This is a genomic window from Bradyrhizobium sp. WSM1417, from assembly GCF_000515415.1.
Taxonomy (GTDB): domain Bacteria; phylum Pseudomonadota; class Alphaproteobacteria; order Rhizobiales; family Xanthobacteraceae; genus Bradyrhizobium.
In genome coordinates, this window is the sequence record NZ_KI911783.1 from 4,769,895 (window position 1) to 4,787,165 (window position 17,271).

Annotated in this window: 23 protein-coding genes; 22 read left to right on the forward strand and 1 reads right to left on the reverse strand. The window is 63.6% G+C overall.

Annotated features, from left to right (window positions below; translation table 11 throughout):
- Nucleotides 1–2: 2 nt before the first annotated feature.
- The 11 genes from BRA1417_RS0123125 to BRA1417_RS0123175 all read left to right on the forward strand — a co-directional run bounded on the left by BRA1417_RS0123125 (nt 3) and on the right by BRA1417_RS0123175 (nt 7,498).
- Nucleotides 3–257, forward strand: a complete 255-nt coding sequence (locus tag BRA1417_RS0123125) for a hypothetical protein (RefSeq protein ID WP_027517849.1) — start codon at nt 3–5, stop codon at nt 255–257.
- A 2-nt stretch (nt 258–259) separates the two neighbouring features.
- Complete coding sequence (locus tag BRA1417_RS40730) at nt 260–568, forward strand: hypothetical protein (protein ID WP_051448367.1); 309 nt, start codon at nt 260–262, stop codon at nt 566–568.
- Nucleotides 565–996 carry a hypothetical protein gene (locus tag BRA1417_RS44190; RefSeq protein ID WP_156948872.1) on the forward strand — a complete coding sequence of 144 codons (432 nt, stop codon included), beginning with the start codon at nt 565–567 and terminating at the stop codon, nt 994–996. Before BRA1417_RS40730 ends, BRA1417_RS44190 begins: the two co-directional genes overlap by 4 nt.
- Nucleotides 996–1,457, forward strand: a complete 462-nt coding sequence (locus tag BRA1417_RS0123140; protein ID WP_027517851.1) for a hypothetical protein — start codon at nt 996–998, stop codon at nt 1,455–1,457. Before BRA1417_RS44190 ends, BRA1417_RS0123140 begins: the two co-directional genes overlap by 1 nt.
- Nucleotides 1,458–1,459: 2 nt before the next feature.
- Nucleotides 1,460–1,741, forward strand: coding sequence for a hypothetical protein (locus BRA1417_RS0123145; protein WP_156948873.1), 282 nt, complete (start codon nt 1,460–1,462; stop codon nt 1,739–1,741).
- Nucleotides 1,742–1,785: 44 nt separating this feature from the next.
- Complete coding sequence (locus BRA1417_RS0123150; protein WP_156948874.1) at nt 1,786–2,046, forward strand: hypothetical protein; 261 nt, start codon at nt 1,786–1,788, stop codon at nt 2,044–2,046.
- Nucleotides 2,046–3,242, forward strand: coding sequence for a CHC2 zinc finger domain-containing protein (locus tag BRA1417_RS0123155; protein WP_035968745.1), 1,197 nt, complete (start codon nt 2,046–2,048; stop codon nt 3,240–3,242). Before BRA1417_RS0123150 ends, BRA1417_RS0123155 begins: the two co-directional genes overlap by 1 nt.
- Complete coding sequence (locus BRA1417_RS0123160) at nt 3,239–3,478, forward strand: hypothetical protein (RefSeq protein ID WP_027517855.1); 240 nt, start codon at nt 3,239–3,241, stop codon at nt 3,476–3,478. The genes BRA1417_RS0123155 and BRA1417_RS0123160 overlap by 4 nt, the downstream gene beginning before the upstream one ends.
- Nucleotides 3,475–5,739 carry a phage/plasmid primase, P4 family gene (locus BRA1417_RS40735; RefSeq protein ID WP_051448368.1) on the forward strand — a complete coding sequence of 755 codons (2,265 nt, stop codon included), beginning with the start codon at nt 3,475–3,477 and terminating at the stop codon, nt 5,737–5,739. Before BRA1417_RS0123160 ends, BRA1417_RS40735 begins: the two co-directional genes overlap by 4 nt.
- A gap of 420 nt (nt 5,740–6,159) precedes the next feature.
- A complete protein-coding gene (locus tag BRA1417_RS0123170) occupies nt 6,160–6,786 on the forward strand; it encodes a GIY-YIG nuclease family protein (RefSeq protein WP_245286369.1) in 627 nt (208 codons plus the stop codon).
- Nucleotides 6,787–6,922: 136 nt separating this feature from the next.
- Nucleotides 6,923–7,498 carry a transcription termination/antitermination NusG family protein gene (locus tag BRA1417_RS0123175; protein WP_027517857.1) on the forward strand — a complete coding sequence of 192 codons (576 nt, stop codon included), beginning with the start codon at nt 6,923–6,925 and terminating at the stop codon, nt 7,496–7,498.
- Between the two features lie 108 nt (nt 7,499–7,606).
- On the opposite strand, the gene BRA1417_RS0123180 is transcribed toward BRA1417_RS0123175, so the two are convergent.
- Nucleotides 7,607–7,873 (reverse strand): hypothetical protein, encoded by a 267-nt coding sequence (locus tag BRA1417_RS0123180; protein WP_156948875.1) that lies wholly within the window; start codon nt 7,871–7,873, stop codon nt 7,607–7,609.
- Between the two features lie 58 nt (nt 7,874–7,931).
- On the opposite strand from BRA1417_RS0123180, the gene BRA1417_RS40740 reads away from it, so the two are divergent.
- From BRA1417_RS40740 to BRA1417_RS0123235, 11 genes are all read left to right on the forward strand, one after another.
- Nucleotides 7,932–8,171, forward strand: coding sequence for an HNH endonuclease (locus BRA1417_RS40740; protein ID WP_084462501.1), 240 nt, complete (start codon nt 7,932–7,934; stop codon nt 8,169–8,171).
- Between the two features lie 95 nt (nt 8,172–8,266).
- Entirely contained in the window at nt 8,267–8,896 is a 630-nt protein-coding gene (locus tag BRA1417_RS0123190) for a hypothetical protein (protein ID WP_027517860.1), read from the forward strand.
- A gap of 2 nt (nt 8,897–8,898) precedes the next feature.
- Nucleotides 8,899–10,836 carry a terminase large subunit domain-containing protein gene (locus tag BRA1417_RS40745; RefSeq protein WP_035968749.1) on the forward strand — a complete coding sequence of 646 codons (1,938 nt, stop codon included), beginning with the start codon at nt 8,899–8,901 and terminating at the stop codon, nt 10,834–10,836.
- Complete coding sequence (locus tag BRA1417_RS0123200; protein ID WP_027517861.1) at nt 10,829–11,032, forward strand: hypothetical protein; 204 nt, start codon at nt 10,829–10,831, stop codon at nt 11,030–11,032. Before BRA1417_RS40745 ends, BRA1417_RS0123200 begins: the two co-directional genes overlap by 8 nt.
- 1 nt (nt 11,033) lies before the next feature.
- Complete coding sequence (locus BRA1417_RS0123205) at nt 11,034–12,419, forward strand: phage portal protein (RefSeq protein WP_027517862.1); 1,386 nt, start codon at nt 11,034–11,036, stop codon at nt 12,417–12,419.
- The gene (locus BRA1417_RS40750; protein ID WP_084462279.1) at nt 12,412–13,479 is read left to right on the forward strand and encodes a collagen-like protein; all 1,068 of its coding nucleotides are present in this window, start codon (nt 12,412–12,414) and stop codon (nt 13,477–13,479) included. The genes BRA1417_RS0123205 and BRA1417_RS40750 overlap by 8 nt, the downstream gene beginning before the upstream one ends.
- An 8-nt stretch (nt 13,480–13,487) precedes the next feature.
- Nucleotides 13,488–14,225 carry a head maturation protease, ClpP-related gene (locus tag BRA1417_RS40755; protein ID WP_051448370.1) on the forward strand — a complete coding sequence of 246 codons (738 nt, stop codon included), beginning with the start codon at nt 13,488–13,490 and terminating at the stop codon, nt 14,223–14,225.
- Between the two features lie 164 nt (nt 14,226–14,389).
- Nucleotides 14,390–15,823, forward strand: a complete 1,434-nt coding sequence (locus BRA1417_RS40760) for a phage major capsid protein (RefSeq protein WP_198034853.1) — start codon at nt 14,390–14,392, stop codon at nt 15,821–15,823.
- Nucleotides 15,824–15,911: 88 nt separating this feature from the next.
- Nucleotides 15,912–16,454: a hypothetical protein gene (locus BRA1417_RS0123225; protein WP_027517863.1), complete on the forward strand. Its 543-nt coding sequence runs from the start codon at nt 15,912–15,914 to the stop codon at nt 16,452–16,454.
- A 99-nt stretch (nt 16,455–16,553) separates the two neighbouring features.
- Complete coding sequence (locus BRA1417_RS0123230) at nt 16,554–16,934, forward strand: hypothetical protein (protein ID WP_027517864.1); 381 nt, start codon at nt 16,554–16,556, stop codon at nt 16,932–16,934.
- 77 nt (nt 16,935–17,011) lie between these two features.
- The gene (locus BRA1417_RS0123235; RefSeq protein WP_156948876.1) at nt 17,012–17,269 is read left to right on the forward strand and encodes a hypothetical protein; all 258 of its coding nucleotides are present in this window, start codon (nt 17,012–17,014) and stop codon (nt 17,267–17,269) included.
- Nucleotides 17,270–17,271 lie beyond the last annotated feature (2 nt).

A 17,271-nucleotide genomic window follows, 5' to 3' on the forward strand; every position in this document is an offset into this window, starting at 1 on the left:
TCATGCACATCGGGCGCATCAAGGACACCACGCGCGTGATCGGTCAGCGGCAGGGCTATCTCGGCCTGCCCCTGCGCGACATCACGATCGACTGTTCGGTCAACGGACCGCGCACGCCGGCGATGGAGACGGCCTGGCTGCCGACTCCGGAGGAGATCGCCGCGATCGTCTGCGGCGCGCCCGTGGTGCTGCGCATTCTCGGCAATCAGCATCCGCCGGTCGCGGTCTATGTCGGCGACATTCCGAGGCAGGACTAGCCATGGCAGGCGAGGCACATGAGGGCGTGGTGTCGTTCGAGCCACTGACGCTCGGCCGCGAGGCCGTGATGCTCGGCAAGGTTCGGGTCGGCGAGATCAGCCCGCTCGACGGCAGCCGCTACCGGGCGTGCTTTCGCCTGAGTCTCCCCGAGGCCTCGGCCACCAGCTGGCGCCCTGCAAGCGATATCGACGACGCCAGGCGCCTTACCCTGATCAAGATCAACGACTGGCTCAATGCCGCAGGGGTCGTGCCGATCGGCGCGGGCGCCGGGCAGATGATTGCCTGTCACCAGCCGGAGGGAGAGCGATGAATTTACCACCGAGCAGCGGCAAACCCTTCGGATACGGCGTGCGTGAAGCGTCCGGCGAAACCCGACAATCGCCGACGCAAACCGTGTCGCACGCACTGCCAACCCTCGGCTCGGCAGACACGGCAGCAGAGACGCTTGTCGAACGATCGCGGCGGCTTTTGCAGCGGGAAGCGTCGCTGGAGTTCCGCATCAGCCGGGCCGCACTAGAAGTTCTGGTGACGGATAGCGAACGATACGCGGAGCTTAACCAGCGCGTATCCGCTGCAATCCCAGTCGCGCAATCACTGCGACAAGATGGACTTCGCATAACGGGCGAGAGCTACACCATTCGCGAGACCTGCGAACGGGTTTGGAAGCTCGTCTCGTTCATCCTGAATGACGATCAGCGGCAGCTAAACACGTCTCACCGGCCGGAGGGCGGCTCCTGATGGTCGCCTATTCCTACAAAGGTCGCTTCGTCGCTCCGATCCGCGTCGGCCTCGGCCTTCCCGTGCTCGACGTGCATTACGAGCTTGGCGGCTATCTCCCCGGCCAGCCGATCCGCCCGAAACGCCAGACCATCCGCGCCAACGGCCGACGCCGGCATGCCCGGCCTGGTGAGACGCTGCAGCACTATCACAGCATGCGGACGACCAAGTGTTTCAAGATCGGCGACGCACACTGCAGTGCCGTGAGCATGATCCGGGTGTTCGTTCACGACGGGCGAGTCTTGATCAACCAGCGCGGGCGCCTGATCGAATATCGAAAGCCGAGAGATCTCGACATGTTTGCTCGTGATGACGGCTTCGAAGACTGGGCTGGAATGCGCAACTTTTGGCTCGATGAGCACGACGGGAAGCACCTCGGACCCTTTGTCGGCGTCCTGGTCCAGTGGGAGGCGCTGCCGTGACCTTGAACATCGATCTTCCACGTCATGCTGCCGAAAAGGTCACGCGTGCCCTTAAGGACGTCCTGCAGCTGACCAAGGATCCGGGCGATCATTTGCGCATTTGCTTGCTCGCTTCGGGAGTCTGCATAGGCGGCGCCGGCCAGGCCTTTGCGCAGATGGCGAAGAATGATGGCGAGCAGCTTTCGGAAGTCGACGCCAAGCTGGAGATCGTGAAGCTGCTCGAGGTGCTCGTCTCCAAGGGCGCCGATGCGGCCATAAGATATTTGGATGGCGAAAGAGAATGAAGCCGCCCGGCAAAACCACGCTCGTCCGCATGCAGCGCACTGCCATGATCGAGGCCGAGCGCATCGAGATCACCCAGGACTACTGGGTCGGCGAGGGCCGCATCAAGCAGCCTGAGCCAGACTTCGTTGCTCGCCGCGACGACTTCGCGGGCATCGTTCGGATGATCGACGCGATCGAGAGTGACGAACGGCTCAAGGAGCGTGTCATCGAGCGGATGGCAGCGCGGGCCAAGATTGCAGTCGTCGCACCGATCGCGCCGGTCAATGCCGAGGGCGATGTTGAAATTCCGGAAGCAACCGACTGATGGCCCGCATCACCGACGACGAGCTCGACGACATCCGCGCCCGCAACCCGATCGCGGACGTCGCCAGTGGCTACACCAAGCTGCGCCGCGCCGGCGGCCGGCTGGTCGGTCCATGCCCGATCTGCGGCGGGCGCACCAGCTCGCAGCGTTTCGAGGTGATCGAGAAGGAGGGCACTTGGCTCTGTGCCGTGTGTCCAGACGGCGGCGACGTGATCCGCCTGGTCGAGAAGGTCGAGGGCTGCGACTTCCGCGCCGCGATCGAGAAGCTCGGCGGCCGTACCGCGATCGATGCGGCCCGCGCCAAGGAATTGTTCGAGGAACGGGAGCGCAAGCGCCTGGCGCGCGAGAAGACCTCGGCCGACTACCGCGAGGCCGAGCGCAAGCGGCTGTTCCGGACGTGGAAAGGCGCACTGCCGATTCACGACACCGTCGCCGCGCGCTATCTCGAGGGCCGGGGCCTGGCGCTGCCTGATCATTGCCCCGGCCTGCGCTTTATGCCCACAATGTCCTATTGGCACGGCGAGACGATCGACGAGCGCGGCCGCAAGGCGCCGCGGCAGATCTATGCGGGCCCGGCGATGTGCGGCGCCTTCATACGGCCGGACGGAAAGTTCGGCGGGCTTCACCTGACCTGGCTGAACGTCGCTACGTCACCTGATGACGTAACCGCGCCGGCGCCGGTGAAAGCCGAGATCCTCGATCCGGATTCCGGCGAGGTCCTCAACTCAAAGAAGATGCGCGGATCCAAGACCGGCGCCTATATCGCCATCGTGATGCACGACGCGCCGCGGCGCCTGGTGATCGGCGAGGGGATCGAAACGGTGCTGTCGGTCTGGACCGCGATGCACCAGGCCGGCCGGCCGCTCGATGACATGGCCTTCTGGGCCGCCGGCGACCTGGGCAATCTCGCCGGCCGAGCGAACAAGACGGTCAACCACCCGACCTTGAAGCGGCCGAACGGTCAGCCCCAGAAGGTGCCCGATCGCTTCCCCGACCTCGACGATCTCGGCCTGTCGATCCCCGATTCCGTGGAGGAACTGATCCTGCTCGGCGACGGCGACAGCGAAAAGGTGCTGACCGAGAACGCCATGGAACGCGCAGCGCGCCGCTACGCGCGGCAAGGGCGCGTGATCCGGATTGCGTTTGCGCCGTCCGGGCTCGATTTCAATGACCTGCTGAAGGCGGAGGCGGCGTGAGCGTGAAGTTGACCGATGCGCAGCGCCGCATGCTGCTGGAAAGCAAGCCCGACGATCGCACGGGTGATGAGGGATGTGGTGTCGAGCTGCGTACAGGGGCCGATTATGCAGCAGCTAAGGCGCTGCAGCGTCGTGGCCTTGGCTCTGTGACCGGGCCCGACGGAAGTCTGCCTGGAATGTATTGGAGCAACAGCGCTGGCCTGCAGCGCCGTTCTGAGCTGATCGAGTCCGCATGACCCTCGAAGCCGTCCTCGACCTGGTCGACAACGCTCCCGCGTTCGTCGACGTCGACCCCGCAACCCTCGCACAGGCTGAGCGCAAGTTCGGACTCGAGCAGCTGAACGCCGGCCTGGCGCAGATCCGCGCAGCCGAGGGCGTCGATCGCGCGCCCATGCTGGCGTCGATCGCCGAGCAGCTCGGCGAGCTCGCGGGCGCCGGCGCGATCGACGAGCGCTTCGCCAAGGCCTCGCTCGAGGATGCGGCCGCCGGCGTCGGTCTGATCCGCGATCTGGGTGCGAAGGCCGTCAAGAGCGCGATCGCCGCCGGCCTGAAGCTTGGCCGGAAGTCGCCCCGGGATTTAACCGAGGTGCGACGCGCCGCTTCTTCAGCGGCGCTTGGAGCACCTCATGATGATGGGCGCCCGCGAGAGGCGGGCGACAATGTGATCTCTTTCCCGGCCGATCGGCCGGACCTTGCGTTTTCTTCTTTCGCTTCGTCCTCCCCCCGCACCCCCTCGGGGGAAGAAGAGAGTCAGAATGAAACCCTCACAAACGAGGATAAGGATCAGGGACCGCCGGACGACGAAATCAGCGACCAGACGTTCCGGGACTGCGCGGAGCTCGATCAATCCGACGTCGACAACGGCAAGCGCCTGATTGCCTATTTCGGGCGCGACCTGATGGTGAGGCAGGAAGACGATGTTGCGGCCGGCCAGATGCTGGCCTGGACCGGCACGCATTGGGATCTCGCCGGCGGCGAAGCGCTCGCACATCTGATCGGCCAGCGCGTCGGCGACCTGATCAAGCTGGAAGCGGCCTACATCGAGTTTTCGAATTCGGAGGCCCGCGCGGTCAACGCGGCCGAGGCGGCGGCCAAGGAGCTCAAAGACCTCGTCCCGGATACGCCCGAGCAATTTGCGAGGGTTGAGGAGCTCGGCGCGATCGTCGCTGCGGGGAAAAAGGCGCGGACAGCGCTCTCGACGCGGCGCGCCAATCGCAAGAAATGGGGCATCGCCACCAAGAACGCCGGGCGCATCGCCGCCATGATCAAATGCGCAGCGCCACATCTGCGCCGGCATCCCGATGCCTTCAACGCGGATCCGCTCAAGGTCGCGACTTTGACGCACACACTGTCGTTCGTGCCCATGCTCGATCCTGAAAATCCAGACCCCGACGGCAAGCGCCAGCTGGTGGTCGACGGCCGCGTTCAGTACGAGATGGTCGCCAAGCCCGGCCACGAACGCGAGGACCTGCTCACGGCCGTGATACCCTACGCCTACAAGAAGGGTGCGACGGCGCGCGAGTTCAACGTCTTCCTCGATCTGTTCCAGCCGGAAGCCAAGAAGCGCCGAACCGTGCAGCAATACTCCGGCATGAGCCTCACGGCCCAGCCGGTGCAGCGGGTCATGTTCCACACCGGCACCGGCGGCAACGGCAAGAGCGTCTTCCTCGAGGTGCTGGCGCGCGTGTTCGGCGACGGCCTGTCCGTCGGCGTGCCCGCGGAAACGGTCTCGGGCGTGGTCGCGAACAATCCAAGCGCGCCGACGCCCGACATCGCCCGCTGCTACGCCAAGCGCTACCTGCGCATTGCCGAGCTGCCGAAGGATGCTCCGCTCAAGATGGAGACCATCAAGAAGCTGACCGGCGGCGAACGCTGGCCGGTGCGCACGATGTACAAGGGCTATTTCGAGTTCAAGCCGACGGCCAAGCCGCACATGAGCGGCAACGGCGAGCCGAAGTTCGATGGCTCCGACGGCGGCATGAAGCGGCGCCTGGCGATCGTGGAATGGTCGGTGACGCTGCCGCCGGAAAAGCATCGCGACTTCGAGGACGTCGTCACCGAGATCGTTGCCGAAGGCTCCGGCATCCTGAACTGGCTGATCGCCGGCGCCCTCGACTTTCTCAACAACGGCTTCATCCTCTCCGAGGACGTGCTGCAGACCACCGCAGAGCACTTCGCCGAGATGGATCCTGTCGGCCAGTTTGCCGACGCACATGTGAAACCTGACGCCGGCGGACCAGGCGTGCCGGCACGCGCGATGTTTCTTGCCTACAAGGCCTGGAGCGAAGCCAACGGCAAGGCGCACATGCACGAGACCCGGTTCGGCCGCACCATGAAGAAGAAGTTCAAGCGCGACGACAGCGGCCGCATCCACCGCTATGTCGACGTCGCGTTGCACGACGTGCCGGAGAGCCCACACCAGCAGAGTACACCATCCTCACCGCCGGACGACGGCTACCAACCGCCGACCCGCCACCCTGGCGATGACGAAATCTGACAATGGAAAGGCGCATCTGTTGCAAATAGATCACCGAGGGTCTCGGATTTTCGAGGGTTTGTCGAGGGTCCAAGTTTTAACCCTCGTCACGCGATATGTGCCTGTGTCGCAATGGCTTTTGCACTCGCGTCGAGGGTTTCGAGGGTCTCGCGCGCGCATACACATGCGAGAGGGGAAAGCGGACGCACATGGTGTCCGTGTTGGCGGAGGTCACCTGCTTTCTGTGAAGGGTACAAAATCCTAGATCATGTAAGACAAACTCTCGAAACCCTCGAAAATATTGAAGAAAACACTGTAGATATAGCATTCGCGAGGGTTTTCTGATTCAATTTCTATACTATCGCAAACTCTCGAAACCCTCGAAAGGACGGTTCGATGTCGGCAAGGTTGAAATCTGACGGGAGCTTGGTGGACGTGAAAATGCCGAGCGGTGCCCGGCCTGAACGGCGTCGAGTGCCGGTAGCGAGAAAACCTCGCGATCTCAGCCGCGGATCTAAGATCTATTTCATTCTTTGTCAGGCGACAGGCCGTGTGAAATGTGGCGTGGCGAATGATCCGCGGGCGAGACTTTCGGGGTTGCAGGTTGGATCACCGACGCCCTTGAAGCTGATTGCAGAGATCGACGGTGACGACGCGAAGGAGAAGTTGATCCATAGGCGGTTGGATCCATGGCACATCCACGGCGAATGGTTTCACTACGTGCCAGATGTGTGCGGCATTATCGTTGACGAGATTTCCTCGTTTTTTAAGAGGTTGTACCTAGGTGATGATATTGTCCGGACGTTTGCAGCTGATGGCATTCCGCAGCACACCAGGCCGACAGACCCACGCATACACCGCTTCATCGCCGACTATACCGTCAGCAGCCCTGGCGCCCGCACGCAGTCCAGCAACCTCTACAAGGCATTCGAGGTGTGGTGCGGATCGGCGGGAATAATTGCTTGCAGCCAAAAAGCGTTCACGATGGCCATGGCAAACGCCGGTTATCGCCGCATCACATCCAGCGTCGTGTTCTTCCTCGACATTGCGCTGAAAGCACATCCATAGAGGGAGTAGCGACGGGATGATGTTCTAAGGGGCTCTGGGCAAGCTCCCGACCATTCTGCGAGAAACTGTACCCGGTTGGTACAGTTTCTGACGACCAGCAAATCGACAGGGAAAATCGAGATGTTGGAGCTACCGAATGAAGCCGCTGTCGACCGCACCACTTCCGGATCCACAATTGGTCCGCAAGACGCGATCCCAACTGTTCCGCGAAGCAGAGATTGCCGTCGCCGAGATGACGAAACGGTTCGACGTCTCAAAGCTGCGCAACGCTGAGATCGTCGAAGGTGAACTGGCTAAATGGTATGTGGTCGAGGTGTATGCATCCGAACAGCATGACGTTGCCGTTGAACTGGCAAAGCATCGGTTCGGCGTCTACGTTCCAGTGATCAGCGAAACCGTAATCCTGCGGGGACGCAAGATCGACCGGCGCATTCCGTTGTTGTCGGGCTACGTCTTCGTCTTCATGTGGTTTAACGACAGACACTGGCGCTGGATCTCGGACACACCTGGCGTCGTCAGCATTCTTGGATGGATCGATGACAGAGAGATCCACCGTGTTCGATTTGAGGAAAGCTGCGAACAGTTGAGCGCGGAGGATCGCAGGAAGGTAGAGCAACGCGTGCTGAGCAAGCTGCATAAGCGGGCAGGATCGTCGCGCCGGAAGAAGCGGCGATCGAAAAAGGGCAACCTCAAAACTCAGGAGGCCGCTTGACGCGGTCTCTTAGAATCAGCCATTGGCGTTGGTGGCTGATTGCCTCGCTTCATTTGAGCTCACCGAATTGGGGGTTGGTGCTCTGAGCGATGGTGGACCGAAGCGGATTTATCCCTTCACCAGCCGGAACTGTGCCCAAAGCAAATCGACCCTGAGCCCGGACACGGAAACGTGCCGGGCTTTTGTGTTTGCATAGGGTGTGCGGTCGCGCACCTGTGCGTTGCCGCTGCCCTCCTTGGGCGTTTCCTCCTTAGACTTGGCCGCGCCGCCTGCATTGACTGCATCATGCAGGCGGCGGCCCTTTCCCACGGTGGTCGATGTGGCGTTACGGGTGTTGGGCCACAAGCTGAGACCGCCAGCGCGCAATACGCTCATCTCGGTAAGGCCGAAGGAAGCGCTGCCGTTCTACCTGTCGCCTGAGTGGAAGGCCCTGATGAGACAGATCATCAAGGTTAGGGGCAGGCGATGCGAAGATCCGCAGCATGACATAGCCAAGCCGCGCGATGGCATTCGGCTCTACGGTGACCACATCATCGAGCTTGCTGATCGTGGACCCAAGCTCGATCCATCCAACGTGCTGCTGCGTTGCGGTCCGTGCCACGGTCGCAAGACGGCCGAAGCCAGGGCCGCTCGCGCCCAAGGCCGAGGGGGGCCTTCAATCTCTGGCGCGTAAGGAGCGGGAACCGCATGGTTCGTCATACGCGGAAATTTTTTCTGGGCCCAGAGCGTTGATTTAATCGAAGCCCAATCAAAGAAATCAAACGGCCCATGAGTTTTGGCGACGAGACGGCTCCGAAGTCCAAGCGCGGCGGCAAACGCCCTGGCGCTGGCCGGAAGCCGAAGGGTCACAAGGCGACTTCGGCGCTGCCGGCACTCGATCTCGAGGCGGCCTTGGCGGCGCCGGCGCCCGACGACATCGAGTCGACCGCGCAGGCCTATTCCCGCGGCGCGATCGCCTCGCTGGTGAAGCAGCTCTGCCACGGCAAGAGCGAGTCCTCGAAGGTGAACGCGGCGAACGCCATCCTCGATCGAGGTTACGGCAAACCGTCAGTCGACATCGGCGGCCTCTCGCAGCTGTCGCTGTTCGGCGGCATTCGGCCGGCGGCCGTCGTCGGCGACGAGATCCGCGTCGAGGCGCGCAAGTACGCCAACCTGGCGATCGAGGTGCTGGGTTCGATCGCCACGCGCGGTGAAACCGAGAGCGCGAGGGTTTCGGCCGCGAAGTCGCTCCTCGATCGAGGAGTGGGAACGGTGCAGGTGGCCAAGGTGCCGGAAGGCTTGCAGCCAAAGGCGTTGGGTAAGAAGGAAGAGGCCGCCGTCGCCGCCCGCAATGCTGCGGCCGGGAAATATGCTCCGCCTGCTGCGCCGGGCTCACGTAGGGTTGAGACCGTTCAGTGAACATGATGCCGACGTGGTCGACCGCGTGCCTCGACTGGAAGGAACGCATCGTCAACCGGCAATCGCTGGTGACGTTCGACGCCCTCTTCCCGGATGAAGCGGAAGCAGCTCTGTCGATCTTTCGGGATCTGATCCTGGTCGACGTGCCTGGTCGACCGACGATCGGCGAATGTTGCCTGCCGTGGGTCTATGATCTCCCGCGCATCCTGTTCGGCTCATACGATGCCGAGGGGATCTCCGACCCGGCTAATCTCGGCCGCCGACTGATCCGCTATTTTCTTCTTCACGTTGCGAAGAAGAACACCAAGTCCACACTGGCCGCCGGCGTGATGGTCACAGCACTCCTGCGCAACTGGCGCGAGAGCGGCGAGTTCTACATCCTGGCGCCGACCAAGGAAGTTGCCGACAACTCGTTTTTCCCCGCGCGCGACATGATCCGCGCCGACGAGGAACTGCTCAAGCTTCTGCACGTCCAGGACAGCCAGCGGCTGATCACACACAGGACGACGGGCGCGTTTCTGAAGGTCGCCGCGGCCGACAGCGAAACGGTGTCCGGCAAGAAGACGATCGGGCTCCTGATCGACGAACTCTGGCTGTTCGGGCAGCGCGCCAATGCTGAATCGATGATCCGTGAGGCCGAGGGCGGTCTCAACTCGCGACCCGAGGGCTTCGTGATCTATCTGACGACGCAATCGCCGAAGCCGCCCGCCGGCATCTTCGATCAGAAGCTGAAGGACTTCCGCGACATCCGCGACGGCAAACTGGTCGATCCGCAGAGCCTGCCGATCATCTACGAGTTCCCCGAGGAGATGATCAAGTCGAAGGCTTACGAGAAGCCTGAGAACTGGTTCATCCCGAATCCCAACTGGGGCAAGTCGGTCGACCCGAACTTTCTGATCGGCAAGCGCGCCGAGGCTGCCCGCAGCGGCAAGGCCTCGCTGATCGACTGGGACGCGAAGTTTCTCAACGTCCAGGCCGGCATGTCGCAGCGTGCCGATGGCTGGGCTGGCGCCGAGCTCTGGGATCGCGGCATCGACCGATCGCTCACATTGGACACGGTCCTCGAGCGGAGCGAGGTCGTGACGATGGGCCTCGACGGCGGCGGCCTCGACGATCTGCTTGGCGCCGGCGTGGTCGGACGCGAGAAGGTAACGAAGCGCTGGCTCGGTTGGGCTTGCGCCCTGATTTCGACGATCGGTCTTTATCGCCGGAAGGCAAACCTGACGGAGTACAAGAAGTTCATCGCATCCGGTGATCTGATCGTGTTCCGCTTTCATAGCAAAGATGCCGAGGAAGCCGAGAGCGATCCGGACGTGGCCGCGCTGCTGGCCGAATTTCCGCCGGCCATCAGCATCGAGGGCGAACTTCCATTCGACATCAAGTTCGTTGTCGACCTGGTGGCGAAGATCCGGGACGTCGGCTTGCTTGCCCAGGTCGGCGTCGACGCCGCCGGCATCGGCGCCATCGTCGACGCGCTCGCCGGGATCGACATCACGCAGGACGCCGAGACGCTCGACGCCGTGCGGCAGGGCATCGGCCTGATGGGTGCCTACAAGACTGTCGAGCGCAAGCTTGGCGATCGGACATTCCTTCACTGTGGGTCCGAGCTTCTCAACTGGTGTGTCGGCAATGCACGCGTGGTGCTGACGACGACCGCGTCGCGGATTGCGCGTGAAGAAGCCGGCTTTGGAAAGATCGACCCGTTGATCGCGCTGTTCAATGCGGCCCACTTGATGACGCTCAACCCCGAAGCGAGCGGGCTGTCCGTTTTCGACACCATGGGCGACGGCGAAGACCCGCAATCGGATGCCGAGTCCGCGCAAGACGTTGCCGAAGAGGCGGCGATCCTCCGCGATCCGCAGCATCCTCGCTTCGAAGAGATGCGCGAGCGTTTCAACGCGCGCCTGGCCGCCAACGATCAGGACGATCTGTATGCGTAAGGCACTTGCAGCGGTGGGCGTCTGGGTCCGCGCGAACATCGACGCGCGTGATGTCATGCTGGCGTCCGGCCTGACGCTCCTGGCCTTGGGCCTCTGGCAGGTCTGGCCGCCGGCGGCACTGATCGTGCCAGGCGTAATCATCTCGGCGGTGGCGATCTTCGCCGGCCGCATCAACGGCAGCGCAGGGGAGGGCTGACATGGGAATCCTCGCGCGCGTGACGTCCGACCAGCGCTATCCTGGTGCTGCTCGCGTCTCGAATCCCATCCGCACGCTTGCTGGCGTCGCGATCACGCCGGACACCGCAATCACCAGCGCGACCGTTTGGGCATGCATCCGCTATCTGTCGCAGACGGTGGCTGTGCCGCCGTGGCACGTAAAGAAGGATGGGAAGAACGGCCCGGAGATCCAGTCCTCGCACGGCGTCGACTACCTGTTGTGGAAGCGGCCGAGCAGAGAGTGGTCTTCGTTCCAGTTCAGAGAGACGCTGACGCATTGGGCACTCCGCTGGGGAAACGGTTATGGGGAAATCGAGCCTGATCAGCTTGGGCGTCCGTTTGCGATGTGGCCCATCCATCCCGAGCGGGTCACGGTCTACCGGGCAATCGAACCTGCCGAAGATGCATATGGCACGGTTATTGAGACCGGGGATCTGTACTACGAGGTCGACACCCGCGGCGAGACGCAGGGTCCGCGGACGATCCTCGCCGCTGCCAACATGTTCCATATCCGCGGCTTTGGCGAAGGCCCCGTCGGCGTCAACGTAATTTCCTATGCGGCGCAGTCGCTCGGTTGGGCCCGGGCGGCGCAGTTGTTCGGCGCATCCTTCTTCGGCAACGGCATGAATCCCGCCGGCGTGGTCGTCAACAAGAAGCCATTGAAGCCGGATGGATTGAAGCGCCAGAAAGCGGAATTCGAGCAGCTCTACAAGGGCCCGAACAATGCCAACCGCACGGCATTCCTCGATAACGATGCCGACTGGAAAGCGATCGGCTTCAACGCGCGTGATGCGCAGCTGATCGACGTTCACCAGTTCCTGATCGAAGAACAATGTCGATGGTTCGGTGTGCCGCCGCACAAGGTCATGCACCTGTTGCGCGCGACCTTCACCAACATCGAGAGCCAGGGCATCGAAGTCGTGGTCGATTCCATCTCCCCTTGGGTGAAGCGCTTCGAGGATGAGGCCGAATACAAATTGTTCGGCCAGAACCGCCAGAGGCTTTACACCAAGATCGACATGCGGGGCCTGATGCGGGGCGACATGGCGGCGCGCGTAGCCTACTACCAGGCCATGGTCGGCATCGGGGCCTATTCGCCGAACCGCGTGCTCGAGCTCGAGGACGAGAACACGATCGGGGCGGATGGCGATATCCACGTGATGCAGTCGCAGAACGTGACGCTGGAGCGCATCGCCGATGGCACTGCGACGGCCGCGGCCGCACCTGGTTCAACGCCAGCTGAGCCGGCCGAGCCAGATGATCCGGCGACGCCGCCAGAAGTCGGCGAGGATGAAGAAACGCAGGCGCGGATGGCCCGGAGGCTTTACGCGATCGAGCAGCTGATGGGCGAGCCCACGCATGTCTAAGGTCCCCGTCATGCTCGCGCGCGGCGAAACGCCGCCGCTCGAGAAGCCGGTCTCGCTGCTTGAGCGCACTATCGCTCTGGTGGAGCGGCTCGTCGGCCGCGTCAGTGCGCTCGAGCAGAAGCCGCTCGGCCGCGATGGTCGCGATGGTATCCAGGGCGAACGCGGCGCCGCGGGCGAAGCAGGACCGCGCGGCGAGGCCGGGCCGATCGGCGAGCGTGGTGAGCAAGGCCCGCGCGGCGAGGCCGGTCCAGCCGGTGAACAGGGGCTGGCCGGCGACCGCGGCGAAGCCGGTCCGCAAGGTGATCACGGTCCCGCTGGCGAGCCCGGCGAAGCTGGTCCGCAGGGCGCGCGCGGCGAGCCAGGTGAGCGTGGTGAGACCGGACCGCAGGGTGATCAGGGCCCGGCCGGTGAACGCGGCGAAGCCGGCCGGCAGGGTGAGCGCGGCGAGGCAGGCGAGCGTGGTGAGGCCGGACCGCAGGGCGACGCCGGACCAGCCGGTGAGCGCGGCGAAGTCGGTCCGCAAGGCGAAGCTGGCCCGCGTGGCGAGCGTGGCGACATCGGTCCTCGGGGCGAGATCGGCCCTGTCGGCGAACGAGGTACGGCCGGAGAAGCTGGCCCGACCGGCGAGCAGGGTCCCGAAGGCCAAATCGGCCGCGACGGTCGCGACGGTTTGCCGGGCATCCAGGGCGAGCGAGGCCCCCATGGCGAGGCCGGCGCGATCGGCCCGCAAGGTGAAGCCGGTCCGCGCGGTGAAACCGGCGAGCCTGGTCCGCGTGGTGAAGGCGGTCCGATGGGCCCGCAAGGCGATCAAGGACTCCCGGGCCCGCGCGGCGAGCGCGGCGAGGCCGGTCCCCGCGGTGAACAGGGATTGCAGGGCCCGATCGGCAAGCAAGGCCCGCGCGGCGAGGCTGGTCCGATCGGCCAGCGGGGCGAGCCTGGTGCGAACATCGAGATCGGCGACGTCTTCCGTGCCGGCATCACGTCGAAGGACCTGGATCGCCTTATGGTCCGCGAGATCACCGTCAATGGCGAGACCTTTCAGGTCCTCGTTCCGAATTGAGGTCTGATATGAGCAAGCGCTTTCCGATCTTCAACGCCGTCGTGCCGATCAAGGCCAAGCCAACCGCCGGCGCCAAGCCGAGCGGCTATCGCGTTGTCGCCAACAAGGCGACCAATAGCGCCGAGATCTACGTCTACGGCGTGATCGGCGGCGACTGGTTCGGAGAGGGCGTGACCGCCAAGCAGTTTGCCGACGATCTCAAGGCGCTCGGCAACGTCAAGACCATCGACCTTCGGATCAACTCCGAAGGCGGTTCAGTGTTCGACGGCAAGGCGATGTACTCGCTCCTCAACGAGCACAAGGCCAAGAAGATCGTGCACATTGACGGGCTGGCGGCGAGCGCTGCCTCGTTCCTGGCGATGGCCGGCGACGAGATCGAGATTGCCGAAGGCGCCTTCGTGATGATCCACAACGCCTACACCATTGCGATGGGCGATGCGCGCGAGCTGCGACGCTCGGCCGAGATGCTCGACACCGTCAACAACACCATCATCGACGTCTATGCGGCGCGCACCAAGGGCGATCGCAAGAAGATCACGCAAATGATGAACGACGAGACCTGGATGACCGGTGCGGAAGCCGTCGAGAACGGCTTTGCCGATCGCATGGTCGAGAATCTGAAGATCGCCGCCTGCGTCAGCAACGCAAAGGCGCTCGAGACCTTCAAGAAGGTCCCAGCATCGCTGAAGCCGAACAACCGCCGCGCCGCTGCCGCCTTTGCGCGCATCGCGGCGCTGAAGACCTGATCACGAGATTCCGTCTGCAGACGGATACGCGCCGCAGTGATGCGCCGCGTCAATCGCGACCGATGTGAGATCGGCCGCATCATAGGTCCCGTCGTGAGACGAGACAGCCCATAGAAGGACAGAATTCTATGACCATGAAGAGCGCCCTTCTGGGCGAAACGAGAATGCTCGCTTTGCTGTCGACCTCGCGCCTGGCCGCACTTGCGGCGGTCGGTGCGATGTCGATCGGCATGATCCGGATGGACACCGCCGGCAACACGCTTCCCGAGCTCGAGGCGCGCGCCGTCGAGATCAACGCGGCGCTCGATGCCTTCCGCGTTCGCGCTGAGGCCGGCGAGGATCTCACCGACGAAGAGACCGACGAGATTGAGGCCACCGCCGGTGAGCTCGAGAAGCTCAACAAGAAGATCAAGGCGATGAAGCTGCTGCAGCCCACGGGTCAGGGCCGCCGCAGCTCGCCGGAGGCGCGGACCGAACCTGCCGCCGGCGGCCGCCGCACCGTGCCGGCCGAGCCGCGGCAGGATGCCCAGCGCATGGGCTTCCGCTCGTTCGGCGAGTTCGCGCAGACGGTGCAGAACCATTACCGCGGTAACGTGAATGATCAAGTCACGCGCCTCCGCAACGCCGCGACAACCTTCGGCAATGAAGGTGTCGGCGCCGATGGCGGCTTCCTGATCCCCCCGTCGTTCTCCGCCAACATCTGGCAGAAGGTCAACGGCATCGAGAGCCTGCTGTCGCGTTGCACGCCGCTGACCACTGACGGGAACAGCCTCACGATTCCGAAGGACGAGGTCACGCCTTGGGACACCACCAAGGGTGTGCAGGTCTACTGGGAGGGTGAGGGCCAGCAGATCCCGCAGTCCAAGGGCCTTTACGAAATGGGCCAGCTGCGTCTCTCCAAGCTGTCGGCCCTGGTGCCGATCAGCGAAGAGATGATGCAGGACGCTTCGGGCCTCGAGTCCTGGCTGAATGCCAAGGCGCCGCAGAAGATGACCTCGAAGATCAACACCGCGATCGTCGCCGGCACCGGCGCCGGTCAGCCGCTCGGCATGATCCCGGGCTATGGTGCGGTCGGTGCGTCCGTCATCCAGGTCTCGAAGGAAACCTCGCAGCCCGCTGCTACCGTCTGGTTCGCCAACATCAACAAGATGTGGGGCCGGATGTACGCCGGGTGGCGCAGCAACGCGATCTGGCTGGTCAACCAGGACGTCGAGCCGCAGCTCGAAGGCATGGCGTTTGTCGGCAACGGCATCACGCCGACGGCGGCGTCGTCGACGCCGGTCTATCTGCCGCCCGGTGGCCTCAACGACGCGCCGTATGCGCGCCTCAAGGGCCGTCCGGTCGTGCCGATCGAGGCGTGCTCCGCACTCGGCAATCTGGGCGACATCATCCTCTGCGATCTGAGCCAGTACTGGGCCCTGACCAAGGCGGGTGGTGCGATCCAGACCGACACCAGCATCCATCTCTACTTCGACCAGGCGCTGACGGCGTTCCGCTTCATCTTCCGGGTGAACGGTCAGCCCGCCTGGTCGGCGCCGATCACGCGCCAGAACGGCAGCAACACGCTGTCCTGGGCCGTCACGCTGCAGGCGCGCTGATCCGACTGAGCCTGCGCCTTACCCGGCGCAGGCCTCCCCGCAATCCTCGCGCCCCGCGCGGCGCCATTTCTCGAAGGGACCACCCCAAATGGACTTCAACCAGCACTTCTGTGAAAAGAACCAGATCGCGCAGGGCTTGCTGCCGGTTCTGATGAACACCGCGGCCAACAACGGCGACTGGGTCAGCATGAAGGGCTACGGCCGCATGGCGATCCTGGTCTTCAAGGCCGTCGGCACCGCCGGCGACGATCCCACCATCACCATCAAGCAGGCGACCGACGTATCCGGTACCGGCGCGAAGGCGCTCGGCTTCACCGAGGTCCGCAAGAAGCAGGCCACGCCGAATCTGCTGGCGGTCGACCAGTTCACCAAGTCCACCGTCGCGTCTCCCGCGACCAACGACACCTTCAACACGACGAACGGCACCTGGACGAATACGGATCTCGCCGAGCAGGCCGCGATCATCGTCATCGACATCAAGGCCGAGGATCTCGACGTCAACGGCGGCTTTGACTGCATCCAGGTCTCGATCGCCGACATTGGCACCAACGCCCAGCTCGGCTCCGCGCTCTACTTCGGGCACGAGCCGCGCTACCCGAAGGATGCACTCGACTCCATGATCGTCGACTGATCGGTCTCCCTTGATCGACAAGTAGCTGGAAAGCCCCGCCATCGCGCGGGGCTTTTTCGCGTCTAGGGTATAGGGCAGTTTTCAAAACCGGAGCCGATCATGAAGATCCAGTTCGTTCAGCAGCACATCCTCCGCGGCGAAACGCGCGACAAGGACGTTGTCTTTGAGAAAGACCAGGTGGTCGATTTCGGCAAGGACCGCGTCGAAAACAGCTACGCGCAGGCGTACATCGATCGCGGCTATGCCGTCGAGTTCGACGAAGCTGGCGATCGCGTGCGCGAGAAGGGCAAGGCCGATACCACCAGGGCCGCAGCGAGGCTCGAAGCCCGCGGCAAGATCGTAATTCCGGACGATCTGTCGACGTTGGCCGATGCTGATCTGATCAATCTCGGCCGATCGGTCAGCGACGACCAGGTCAAGACCAAGGATGATGCGCTGAAGGCGATCGAGACCGAGAAGGCTCGCCGCAACCCTACGTGACGCCGGAAGGCGATCGGCTCGATCGCCACCTCCGGACCTCCATCACCGAGCTCTCCAAACCGAGCGAGCAAGCAACCATGCGCGGCATTCAGCGGCTGGCCAACGCGGCAGGCAATCTGATGAAGCAAGCGGACGCCGAGGCTGATGCCGCGGCGTCCGAGCTCGAGGCCGCCTATGCCGAGCAGGCCAGCGTCGCGAAGCGCTATTCGGCCTTCGCCAAGCAGGTCTCGCAGGCTTCGAAAGAGGCGCTCGATAATCTGAACCAGATCAGCAACGTCCCTTTGCCGGATGGGGACGGCTCCGAGAAGCCGCCCGGTTCGACGCCGGGCTCCTGATC

Coding starts and splice junctions, on each gene's coding strand:
- BRA1417_RS0123125 (WP_027517849.1), top strand. CDS start 3: ATGCACATCGGGCGCATCAAGGACACCACGCGCGTGATCGGTCAGCGG.
- BRA1417_RS40730 (WP_051448367.1), top strand. CDS start 260: ATGGCAGGCGAGGCACATGAGGGCGTGGTGTCGTTCGAGCCACTGACG.
- BRA1417_RS44190 (WP_156948872.1), top strand. CDS start 565: ATGAATTTACCACCGAGCAGCGGCAAACCCTTCGGATACGGCGTGCGT.
- BRA1417_RS0123140 (WP_027517851.1), top strand. CDS start 996: ATGGTCGCCTATTCCTACAAAGGTCGCTTCGTCGCTCCGATCCGCGTC.
- BRA1417_RS0123150 (WP_156948874.1), top strand. CDS start 1,786: ATGATCGAGGCCGAGCGCATCGAGATCACCCAGGACTACTGGGTCGGC.
- BRA1417_RS0123155 (WP_035968745.1), top strand. CDS start 2,046: ATGGCCCGCATCACCGACGACGAGCTCGACGACATCCGCGCCCGCAAC.
- BRA1417_RS40735 (WP_051448368.1), top strand. CDS start 3,475: ATGACCCTCGAAGCCGTCCTCGACCTGGTCGACAACGCTCCCGCGTTC.
- BRA1417_RS0123170 (WP_245286369.1), top strand. CDS start 6,160: ATGCCGAGCGGTGCCCGGCCTGAACGGCGTCGAGTGCCGGTAGCGAGA.
- BRA1417_RS0123175 (WP_027517857.1), top strand. CDS start 6,923: ATGAAGCCGCTGTCGACCGCACCACTTCCGGATCCACAATTGGTCCGC.
- BRA1417_RS0123180 (WP_156948875.1), bottom strand. CDS start 7,873: ATGAGCGTATTGCGCGCTGGCGGTCTCAGCTTGTGGCCCAACACCCGT.
- BRA1417_RS40740 (WP_084462501.1), top strand. CDS start 7,932: ATGAGACAGATCATCAAGGTTAGGGGCAGGCGATGCGAAGATCCGCAG.
- BRA1417_RS0123190 (WP_027517860.1), top strand. CDS start 8,267: ATGAGTTTTGGCGACGAGACGGCTCCGAAGTCCAAGCGCGGCGGCAAA.
- BRA1417_RS40745 (WP_035968749.1), top strand. CDS start 8,899: ATGATGCCGACGTGGTCGACCGCGTGCCTCGACTGGAAGGAACGCATC.
- BRA1417_RS0123200 (WP_027517861.1), top strand. CDS start 10,829: ATGCGTAAGGCACTTGCAGCGGTGGGCGTCTGGGTCCGCGCGAACATC.
- BRA1417_RS0123205 (WP_027517862.1), top strand. CDS start 11,034: ATGGGAATCCTCGCGCGCGTGACGTCCGACCAGCGCTATCCTGGTGCT.
- BRA1417_RS40750 (WP_084462279.1), top strand. CDS start 12,412: ATGTCTAAGGTCCCCGTCATGCTCGCGCGCGGCGAAACGCCGCCGCTC.
- BRA1417_RS40755 (WP_051448370.1), top strand. CDS start 13,488: ATGAGCAAGCGCTTTCCGATCTTCAACGCCGTCGTGCCGATCAAGGCC.
- BRA1417_RS40760 (WP_198034853.1), top strand. CDS start 14,390: ATGCTCGCTTTGCTGTCGACCTCGCGCCTGGCCGCACTTGCGGCGGTC.
- BRA1417_RS0123225 (WP_027517863.1), top strand. CDS start 15,912: ATGGACTTCAACCAGCACTTCTGTGAAAAGAACCAGATCGCGCAGGGC.
- BRA1417_RS0123230 (WP_027517864.1), top strand. CDS start 16,554: ATGAAGATCCAGTTCGTTCAGCAGCACATCCTCCGCGGCGAAACGCGC.
- BRA1417_RS0123235 (WP_156948876.1), top strand. CDS start 17,012: ATGCGCGGCATTCAGCGGCTGGCCAACGCGGCAGGCAATCTGATGAAG.